The sequence below is a fragment of the Lachnoclostridium sp. An118 genome, assembly GCF_002160985.1.
Classification (GTDB): domain Bacteria; phylum Bacillota; class Clostridia; order Lachnospirales; family Lachnospiraceae; genus Claveliimonas; species Claveliimonas stercoravium.
Genome location: NZ_NFLQ01000028.1, coordinates 17,913 through 27,383, shown reverse-complemented (window position 1 = coordinate 27,383; position 9,471 = coordinate 17,913). Strand labels below are relative to the sequence as shown.

Annotated in this window: 12 protein-coding genes, 1 tRNA gene, 1 pseudogene and 1 other annotated feature (1 of these 15 cut by a window edge); of the genes and pseudogenes, 13 read left to right on the top strand and 1 reads right to left on the bottom strand. The window is 49.7% G+C overall.

Annotation, left to right across the window (positions count from 1 at the left end):
- The first annotated feature begins 149 nt into the window (after positions 1 to 149).
- From B5E62_RS15805 to B5E62_RS15790, 5 genes and pseudogenes are all read left to right on the top strand, one after another.
- Positions 150 to 332: a hypothetical protein gene (locus B5E62_RS15805; RefSeq protein ID WP_242957995.1), complete on the top strand. Its 183-nt coding sequence runs from the start codon at positions 150 to 152 to the stop codon at positions 330 to 332.
- 270 nt (positions 333 to 602) lie between these two features.
- Positions 603 to 1,916 (top strand): RNA-binding domain-containing protein, encoded by a 1,314-nt coding sequence (locus B5E62_RS15800; protein ID WP_087175478.1) that lies wholly within the window; start codon positions 603 to 605, stop codon positions 1,914 to 1,916.
- A gap of 200 nt (positions 1,917 to 2,116) precedes the next feature.
- Positions 2,117 to 2,194: pseudogene (locus B5E62_RS17790) on the top strand (hypothetical protein); the annotation flags it as partial.
- A 379-nt stretch (positions 2,195 to 2,573) separates the two neighbouring features.
- Positions 2,574 to 3,428: a nitroreductase family protein gene (locus B5E62_RS15795; RefSeq protein ID WP_087175477.1), complete on the top strand. Its 855-nt coding sequence runs from the start codon at positions 2,574 to 2,576 to the stop codon at positions 3,426 to 3,428.
- A 47-nt stretch (positions 3,429 to 3,475) separates the two neighbouring features.
- Complete coding sequence (locus B5E62_RS15790; RefSeq protein ID WP_087175476.1) at positions 3,476 to 3,778, top strand: pyridoxamine 5'-phosphate oxidase family protein; 303 nt, start codon at positions 3,476 to 3,478, stop codon at positions 3,776 to 3,778.
- 64 nt (positions 3,779 to 3,842) lie between these two features.
- Here the strand turns inward: B5E62_RS15790 and B5E62_RS15785 are convergent, their stop codons facing one another.
- Complete coding sequence (locus tag B5E62_RS15785) at positions 3,843 to 4,472, bottom strand: ECF transporter S component (protein WP_087175475.1); 630 nt, start codon at positions 4,470 to 4,472, stop codon at positions 3,843 to 3,845.
- Positions 4,473 to 4,560: 88 nt separating this feature from the next.
- Here B5E62_RS15785 and coaBC point away from each other — a divergent pair, with 88 nt between their 5' ends.
- The 8 genes from coaBC to rplA all read left to right on the top strand — a co-directional run bounded on the left by coaBC (position 4,561) and on the right by rplA (position 9,230).
- Positions 4,561 to 5,751 (top strand): bifunctional phosphopantothenoylcysteine decarboxylase/phosphopantothenate--cysteine ligase CoaBC, encoded by a 1,191-nt coding sequence (gene coaBC, locus B5E62_RS15780; protein ID WP_087175474.1) that lies wholly within the window; start codon positions 4,561 to 4,563, stop codon positions 5,749 to 5,751.
- An 86-nt stretch (positions 5,752 to 5,837) separates the two neighbouring features.
- Positions 5,838 to 6,476, top strand: coding sequence for a lactate utilization protein (locus B5E62_RS15775; RefSeq protein WP_087175473.1), 639 nt, complete (start codon positions 5,838 to 5,840; stop codon positions 6,474 to 6,476).
- Between the two features lie 102 nt (positions 6,477 to 6,578).
- Positions 6,579 to 6,650, top strand: a tRNA-Cys gene (locus B5E62_RS15770).
- Positions 6,651 to 7,073: 423 nt separating this feature from the next.
- The gene (gene rpmG, locus B5E62_RS15765; protein ID WP_074017771.1) at positions 7,074 to 7,223 is read left to right on the top strand and encodes a 50S ribosomal protein L33; all 150 of its coding nucleotides are present in this window, start codon (positions 7,074 to 7,076) and stop codon (positions 7,221 to 7,223) included.
- A gap of 24 nt (positions 7,224 to 7,247) precedes the next feature.
- Complete coding sequence (gene secE, locus B5E62_RS15760; protein ID WP_087175472.1) at positions 7,248 to 7,445, top strand: preprotein translocase subunit SecE; 198 nt, start codon at positions 7,248 to 7,250, stop codon at positions 7,443 to 7,445.
- 25 nt (positions 7,446 to 7,470) lie between these two features.
- Positions 7,471 to 7,986, top strand: coding sequence for a transcription termination/antitermination protein NusG (gene nusG, locus B5E62_RS15755; RefSeq protein ID WP_087175471.1), 516 nt, complete (start codon positions 7,471 to 7,473; stop codon positions 7,984 to 7,986).
- A 52-nt stretch (positions 7,987 to 8,038) separates the two neighbouring features.
- Positions 8,039 to 8,464 (top strand): 50S ribosomal protein L11, encoded by a 426-nt coding sequence (rplK, locus tag B5E62_RS15750; protein WP_076779583.1) that lies wholly within the window; start codon positions 8,039 to 8,041, stop codon positions 8,462 to 8,464.
- A 73-nt stretch (positions 8,465 to 8,537) separates the two neighbouring features.
- The gene (gene rplA, locus B5E62_RS15745; RefSeq protein ID WP_087175470.1) at positions 8,538 to 9,230 is read left to right on the top strand and encodes a 50S ribosomal protein L1; all 693 of its coding nucleotides are present in this window, start codon (positions 8,538 to 8,540) and stop codon (positions 9,228 to 9,230) included.
- Between the two features lie 216 nt (positions 9,231 to 9,446).
- Positions 9,447 to 9,471, top strand: a sequence feature (ribosomal protein L10 leader region); it runs 121 nt beyond the window's last position.

Below are 9,471 nucleotides of genomic sequence, written 5' to 3'. Positions count from 1 at the left end.
CAAGTAAGAAAATGATGTTGCGATTGGCGAACCAAATCGATGAGTCTTTAGACTCCAGTGCCGGTAAAAGACCCTTATAGGGTCAAAGCAAGCCACCGGCTAAGCCGGTGGTCTTGACTGTGCCTTTTTTCAGGAAGAAGGGAAGTCTTATGGTATTGAATGAAATGGAAAAACGGCAGCTCTTTCAGGTGGAGGGAGATAGTCAGACAAAAGTATTGAATGAACTTTATCATACAGCCAGATATACAACTGATCCGGAACAGAGAAAATCGTCGTGCATGAGTGCAGCTACAGGCTGGTTCCCCGTGAGGACGAGCCGAGCGTATGCCTGATGCGTGACTGGCTCGAGCTGCCGAGTGCCTGAAAGAAAACAATAAATATATAATCTGTTGTGGTCAGTTTTCTATTCTAACCATAAAATGAAAAGAATGGTTAGAATATGTCACGTATAATCTATAAAATACGTGACAAAATCATGGTATATGGCTTGGGGCACAAGTTTTATCCTTTATTCGCCTATTCTAACCACTTTTCTAACCAATAATTGACAAGAATGGTTAGAAAGGTTAGAATGTGAGTAGAATAATTTGGAGGGAAATAAGATGGTTTTTAAGGAAAGCGAAACAGTGGAATTAAAATCTGTTGTGGCGGATGATATAAAAAAAGAAATTATAGCATTTGCAAATTGCGAAGGTGGGAAATTATATATTGGTGTTCAGGACGATGGAACGGTTATCGGACTGGATGATCCGGACGGAGCTGCCCTGCAGGTCAGCAATATGGTTCGGGATGCGATAAAGCCGGATCTGACGATGTTCTTACATTATGAGACGTTAAATGAGGACGGAAAGCAGATTGTTGCAGTCGATATCCAACAGGGAACGGAACGCCCTTATTATATTGCAAAAAAGGGGCTGCGTCCGGAAGGGGTTTATGTCCGGCAGGGGTATTCCTCAGTACCGGCGACTAATACGGCAATCCGCCGGATGATCAAGGAAACGGATGGAGATCATTTCGAGGATATGAGATCTTTAAATCAGGAGCTGACTTTTGAAGCGGCAAAAAAGCAATTTGCCAAAAAAGATCTTCCTCTGGGCGAAGCGCAGATGAAAACGCTGGGGATCATGACGCACGACGGAGTTTATACAAACCTGGGGCTGCTGCTGTCAGATCAGTGTGTGCATACGATCAAGGTGGCCGCTTTTGAAGGAACTACCCAGAGCCAGTTTAAAGACCGTAAAGAATTTTCCGGCTCCCTGTTTCAGCAGATGGACGAAGTGTATGATTACATTGATTTTCGCAATCAGATCCATTCTTCATACCAGAAGCTGTACCGGATCGATCAGAGAGACTACCCGGAGACAGCAGTCAGGGAGGCACTTTTGAATCTGCTTATCCATCGTGAATATTCCTACCGAGCCAGCAGCTTTGTCAGTCTTTATGCAGACCGGATCGAGTTTACTTCCATTGGAGGGCTTTTAAGCGGAGTTACCCTGAATGATGTGATGATGGGGATATCTGTGTGCCGAAATATAAAACTGGCCAATATATTTTATCGTCTGGAATTGATCGAAGCGTACGGAACCGGGATGCGGAAAATAAGGGAGGCTTATTCGGAAACAGGGAAAAATCCTGAGATTGAAACTTCTGAAAATGCTTTTAAGATCATTCTTCCGAATTTGAATGTCCAGATCGAGACGAAGAAGACGGACGTTAACAAGCCGGCAGATGACGATCAGGAGGAAGCAGTAATTTCTCTGGCAAAAAAGCAGGGTACATTTATAAGAAAAGATGTACAAAAAGAGTTGGGGATCAGTCAGACAACATGCGGACGGTTATTGAAGAAGATGGTTGAAAATGGACAGATCATTCAGGAGGGAAAAAGCCGGAACACACATTACCGGCTTCCTGAGTAACAATAGTGATCAGGGAAACGAGGTCTTAACTGCCTCGTTTTTTCTATGCATTTTGATAGGGAGGAAGGGGAGTTCCTGCAGTGTGCGCAAGCTCCGGAAAAGCGGCGGCTTTTCGCGGTATAATGAATTTGTCTTTACAGAGTATCTACAAAGAAACAGGTAGATAAGAACGAGAATGACATTCCTATGAAAAAGGCTATAGGATACATACAGGGAAAGAGTTCACAAGTACAAGAGTGAACTACATATTAAGAGATCCCTATTATTGTGGCTATCTGCCGGACGGATCGACCTCAGACGCATTGCAGGCGTTAAGGATTTGGAGTGATGAAACATATAACGAGATTCTTTATGCCTTATATCGGCTATCCACGTACCTTAAACGCCATGAATATCATCGATGAAGTCACCGGAAAAATGGCAGATCAGTAAAACCATCCGGCAGAGAAGGCGAAGAGAGGGCCTGTGAAAAAACAAAGTCACATTTTTTCACAGGCCCTTTTTGTGGTTGTCTTAATATACTGTACCTTAAAAACTGTGATAAGTCGGCCCCGAAAGTTACCGACAGGTAACTACGGCACAAAAAAGTGCGTACTTGTAGGCAGGCCGCTTCACTCATAAAATAAGCTCAGAAAATAAATCGGAGATGAGAAATGTATGAATAAGGCACAGTTTGTTGTGGATAAAAATAGGTGTACCGGCTGCGGCATGTGTGTGAAGGTCTGCCCGGGAGGCGTCTTGTCTATGGGAGAGGATGGCAGGGTACAGATAGAAGACTTTCAGGAGTTTGGATGGAGCGGCTGCTGGAAGTGCGAACACTGCCTGGCGGTCTGCCCGACGGGGGCGATCTCCATCTTTGGGCACTGCCCAAAGGACAGCATCCCTCCGGTGCAAGCGGATGAGGCGTCTCCCGTCATGGACGCTCTGATCGCAAACAGGCACTCCTGCAGGCGCTACCAGGACCGCAGCGTAGATCCGGGCATGATCTGGGATATGATCAGCAGGCTGGCTAATGCGCCCAATGGAGGCAATAAGCAGCAGGTGGAGTTCACCTTGATCGATGACAGAGAAAAGATGGAACGGTTTCGCCGGATAGCCTTTCAGGAGATGGAGATCCTTGCAGGAAAGGGGATTTACCCGGAAGGTTTTGACCGGGATTCCTACGAGGACATGAAGAGATGGCGCACCACCGTGCGTCCGGATATGCTTTTTTGCGGAGCTCCGCATCTTCTGATCCCACATGCGCCGCTGGGAAAGGGCGAACCGGTGCAGGATGTGCTGATAGCGGGAACATATTTTGAACTGCTCTGCGCCTCCGGAGGGCTGGGGGCTGTGATGCTGACCTTTCCCCTGGGTGCCCTGAAAAGGATGCCCCGGATCAGGGCCATGCTGGAGATCCCGGAAGATCACTATGTCGGGATGGTGATCGGATTCGGGTATCCGGAGATATCCTATCAAAGAGGGGTACAGAAGACCGTGGACCCGGGCCGGATACATCGGCCTGCATTTTAGATAGAATTTCAGAAGGCATTTCAGAATACATTTTGGAGGAGGATCTTATGGACGCACAGGAGTGTCTGCAGATTTTAAGAGATGTTAAGGATGTGACATTTGCTACCACAGATGAAAACGGAAGGCCCAGGGCTCGTATCATCGATGTCATGCTGGTGGAAGAGGGAAGGCTGTATTTCTGCACGGCCCGGGGGAAGGATTTCTACCGGGAGCTGACAGAAGGCGGCTATGTGGCTGTGACCGGGATGAACCGGGCCTTCCAGATGGTCCGGCTTGAGGGAAAAGCCCGGAAGCTGGGGGACTGCGAGTTCAGCGGCGCGGCAGGCGCAGTAAGGGGAGAAGACAGGTGAAAGCATAAAGCGGGGATGCCCCGGGCATTTGTGCCCGGAGCATCCCCGCTTATACTGTCTGTTCTTATATCATAACTTTTTTCATAAATCTCAGTAAGACCTTTCCCAGTGCCAGCACGAGCACGGCCGACGCGATGGCTTCCGGAATGCCGGATGCAGTGATGGTCCCCATGATCAGGCCCCATACGGCCGTGACGCCCACGTTCTGAGCCTGGGCGTACTGCTGGGCGAAGAGCAGGTAAATGCTGCCCATGACAGTCACGGTGTTGACCATGGCGCCCACAAAGCCGGTGATGGGAAGGGCTATAGTCTGGTTTAAGTGAACTTTCTCGAAGAGCTTCCAGAGCCAGCCGGATACCACGCCGATGAGGATGCGGCATCCCACGGAGATCCAGAGCGCTTTCAGAACGCCGGGAAGTCCGGTGGTGCTCATGAAGGGAGAGAAGGCGAAGGACAAAAGGGTCGGTGCCATGGTATTGCTTATGAGAGAGCAGATTCCAAAGACGCCGCCTAAGATGCCGCCTGCCAGTGGTCCTAAGAGCACAGCTCCGAGGATGACCGGAATGTGTACTGTTGTCGCCTTGATGACTGGAAGCTGGATCATGCCAAGCGGTGTGTTCGCGAGGACGATGACGATCGCTGCCATAAGTGCAACACAGACCATCCATCTGGTGTCACGTTTTTTTTCTTGCATTATTCAATTCCTCCTTGTTATCATTCCCGCTGTCGGGATATAATACAATTACGCGGAAAGTATAGCATGAAAGGAAGGATTTGACAATATGCTGAAAGGGAAGACAGTGATCCTGGGAGTGACTGGGGGGATCGCGGCATATAAGAGCGCCTGGCTGACCAGCCTTCTTGTAAAGGCGGGGGCGGACGTGCAGGTGATCATGACAGAACACGCCAGGGAGTTCATAGCGCCACTGACATTTGAGGCGCTGACAAACCAGCGGTGCCATACAGATACATTTGACAGGAACCACGAGTACAGCACAGAGCATGTCTCTCTGGCTTCCCGGGCGGACGCGGTGATCATCGCGCCGGCCACAGCCAATGTGATCGCCAAGCTGGCCTGCGGGATTGCGGACGACATGCTGACCACCACCGTGCTGGCCTGCGACTGCCCAAAGATCGTAGTGCCTGCCATGAACACCAGGATGTACGAAAATCCGGTGACCCAGGACAATCTGGAAAAGCTGAGAAAATACGGGGTGACTGTAGTGGAGCCGGCAGCAGGCCGGCTGGCCTGCGGAGATGTGGGAAAAGGTAAGATGCCGGAGCCGGATGTCCTGTTTCAGTATGTGCTCATGGCCTGCGCCTTTGAAAAGGACATGGCGGGGAAGAAAGTCCTTGTGACAGCAGGCCCTACCCAGGAGCGGATCGATCCGGTGCGCTACATCACCAACCACTCTACCGGGCGGATGGGCTATAGCATCGCGAAGATCTGTGCCCTGCGGGGAGCGGAGGTGACGCTGGTGACCGGGCAGACAGCCCTGGAGCCCCCTCTCTTTGTGGATGTGGTGCCGGTGGTGTCTGCCAGGGACATGTATGAGGCCGTGGTGGCAAGGAGCGGCGGCGTGGATGTGATCATCAAGGCCGCGGCGGTGGCGGACTATCGGCCTGCTGTGACAAGTGATGAGAAGATCAAAAAGTCCGACGGAGATATGGCTATCGATATGGAGAGGACCGACGATATCCTGGGGTATCTGGGGCAGCATAAGGAGCCGGGACAGTTCCTCTGCGGATTTTCCATGGAGACCCAGAACATGCTGGAAAATTCCCGCGCCAAGCTCAGGAAGAAGAACCTGGACATGATCGTGGCCAACAATCTGAAAGTCAAGGGAGCGGGATTTGGAACAGACACCAATGTGGTGACCATCATCACGGCGGACATGGAAAAGGAGCTGGAGCTCATGAGCAAGGATGAGGTGGCGGCAAGGCTGCTGGACGAGATCCTTGCCCGCATCTGAAAGGACAACAGGGAGCAGGTACACAGCGCGGCGGTTGTGCGCTATAATATATAGAAGATAATAAAAATAAAATGGAGGTAATACATATGGATCCGAACAGAAGAAAGAGAAATGAAATGGCAGCGCAGAGAGTGATCAAAGGGCTGGAGTCCCGGAACATGGAAGGCTATTACGCAGAGTCAAAAGAAGAAGCCCTGAAAAAGGCGCTGGAGCTGATCCCTGAGGGAAGCTCTGTGGGCTGGGGAGGTTCTATGTCCATCAAGGAGATGGGGCTTCTGGACGCTGTCTGTTCAGGAAATTATACGGTTTACAACCGGGATATCTGCAAGACGCCGGAGGAGAAGAGAAAGACTCAGCTCCAGATTTTTGACAGCGACTATTTCCTTTGCAGCACCAACGCCATCACAGAGGACGGAGTCCTTGTCAATGTAGACGGCACGGCCAACAGAGTGGCCTGCATCTCCTGGGGACCTGCCAATGTGGTCATGATCGTGGGCATGAACAAGCTGGTAAAGAGCGTGGAGGACGCCATCTCCAGAGCGCGCCATGAGGCAGCCCCCATCAATGCCCAGAGGTTTGGACTGGACACTCCCTGCTCAAAGACCGGCGTGTGCGCCAACTGCAAATCTCCGGATACGGTGTGCTGCCAGGTGTTGGTGACAAGGTATTCCAAGGAGAAAGGCCGCATCAAAGTTATTCTTGTGAACGATGAGATGGGATTTTAAGGGGACAGAGAAATGAAAAACAGACAAATTTGTAAATCTTTTCATTGACGAATGGGTTTTGGTTTGCTATAATATGAGTGTTCCGCAAAAACGGGACACTGCGGCGCAGTAGCCAAGTGGTAAGGCACAGGTCTGCAACACCTCGATTCACCGGTTCAAATCCGGTCTGCGCCTCTTATGAAGAAGAGAGAAATATCAGCAAAGAGCTGGTATTTCTCTTTTTCGTATACAAATATTTACCCAAGGGTTCATACTAAGAAACCAAAAAGAACTTCTGCGCGGCAGAGGGTGCGGCCCCGGAGGACAGGGTCTTTATGCTGGCGCTGTTTGCCCGTGCCGCGGAGCATGTGTACAGCTCCCTGGGGAGAGGCAGAAGGCTCCTGTTTAAATATGTGAAGTGCTGGATCTAGAAGGCATTTAAAATGCAGCCCCAAAAAACTATAGCCCAAAAAACAGGCTTGACTTCCATTGCCATACTATGGTATATTATTGTGGCGATGGAAGCAGGTCTTTTTTTTATGCCTAAATTTAGGGCGCCCGGTCCAAGACCGCCGGGGCAACACGTCAACATTAAGAAAATGAAGCGAGGTGGAAGTTGTGCGTACAAGAATTACATTAGAGTGTACAGAATGCAAGCATCGTAACTATAACATGACGAAGGATAAGAAAACACATCCGGAGCGCATGGAAACCAAGAAATACTGCAGATTCTGTAAATCACACACATTGCACAAAGAAACAAAATAGTCGCTGGCAAAAGGAGTGAATGTCGTGAGTAAGGAAAAAGCTCAGAAGAAAAACTGGTTCAAGGGTCTTAGCTCAGAATTCAAAAAGATCATCTGGCCAGACAAAGTGACACTTGCGAAACAGACAGCAGCGGTTGTTTCCGTATCCGTAGTGCTGGGGATCATCATCGCGATCATCGATTTCCTTGCACAGCACGGAGTAGATTTTTTGATAGGACTGTAAGACTGTAAGCAAGAAAGGTGATTATATGTCAGAGGCAAAATGGTACGTTGTTCATACTTATTCCGGGTATGAGAACAAAGTGAAGGCCAACATTGACAAGACAGTGGAGAACAGACATCTGGAGGAGCAGATCCTGGAGGTGCGGGTCCCACTGGAGGATGTTGTGGAGACGAAGAATGGGGTGCAGAAGGTTACACAGAAAAAAATGTTCCCCGGCTATGTGCTCATTCACATGATCATGAATGATGACACATGGTATGTGGTCCGCAATACGAGAGGTGTGACTGGTTTTGTGGGTCCCGGTTCCAAGCCGGTTCCCCTGACAGACGAGGAGATGGCGCCCCTTGGCATCCAGCGCGAGAACTACGTGGTGGATTACGAGGTGGGCGACGGCGTCAAGGTCATCGCCGGTGCATGGGCAGATACGGTGGGTGTTGTGCAGTCCATCAATGCCGCAAAGCAGAGCCTGACCATCAATGTTGAGCTGTTTGGCCGCGAAACGCCAGTAGAAATAAGTTTCGCTGAAGTGAAAAAATTGTAGTCAGTAGTGGGAGGGATATTTGTCCCGACAATACCACAAGGAGGTAATGAAAATGGCAAAAAAAGTAGAAGGTTATATCAAATTACAGATTCCTGCCGGCAAGGCAACTCCGGCTCCTCCGGTCGGACCTGCACTTGGACAGCACGGAGTTAACATTGTTGAGTTCACAAAGCAGTTCAATGCCAGAACAGCTGACCAGGGAGATCTGATCATCCCTGTAGTAATCACCGTTTACAACGACAGGAGCTTCAGCTTCGTTACAAAGACACCTCCGGCAGCAGTCCTGATCAAGAAGGCCTGCAATCTGAAATCCGGTTCCGGTGTGCCGAACAAACAGAAAGTAGCTAAGATCACAAAGGCTCAGCTCCAGGAGATCGCTGAGACAAAGATGCCTGACCTGAACGCGGCAAGCCTTGAGGCGGCTATGAGCATGATCGCGGGCACATGCAGGAGCATGGGTGTTACAGTAGAAGAGTAAGAGCGATTTGAGTCAACAGGAACAGTAAGTGGGAGGGTTATCCCGACATTACCACAAGGAGGTATTTTTTAAAATGAAAAGAGGAAAGAAATATACAGAAGCTGCAAAAGCGATCGAGAGAGGAACACTCTACGACAAAGAAGAGGCTATTTCTTTAGTGAAAAAGACAGCAGTGGCAAAATTCGATGAGACCATTGAGGCTCACATCAGAACAGGCTGTGACGGACGTCACGCTGATCAGCAGATCCGCGGTGCCGTTGTACTGCCTCACGGAACTGGCAAGAAGGTGCGCATCCTCGTGTTCGCAAAGGACGCAAAGGCTGAGGAGGCAAAGGCAGCAGGTGCTGACTATGTAGGCGGCGACGAGCTGATCCCGAAGATCCAGAACGAGAACTGGTTTGAGTTCGATGTAGTAGTTGCCACACCAGACATGATGGGTGTTGTTGGACGTCTCGGACGTGTACTTGGACCCAAGGGTCTGATGCCGAACCCGAAGGCCGGAACAGTAACAATGGATGTTACAAAGGCTATCCAGGACATCAAAGCTGGTAAGATCGAATACAGACTTGACAAGACAAACATTATCCACGTGCCGATCGGTAAGGCTTCCTTTACCGAGGAGCAGCTTGCAGACAACTTCCAGACGCTTATTGATGCAGTCAACAAGGCCAGACCGGCAGCTGTGAAGGGTCAGTTCTTAAAGAGCGTGACACTTACATCTACAATGGGACCTGGCGTAAAGCTTAATCCGGTCAAGCTGGTTTAATCAGAGAGCAGAGATTGACGCATATACACACCCTCGGAGACAATGCCATGTCGGCAGAAGCTCCGGGGGTGTTTTTCGATTCTGTAATGGTCTGGATGATCTGTGTAGTAGCTGACGAGCAGAGGCAGGTGTGAAAAAGTGCTGCGCCTCAGACGGATAAGCATAAAAAGCCGTAAAAAGTTGAAAAACACATTGACAAATACAGGTAAGTGTGCTAAATTACAGTAGTAACTGCCGAAGA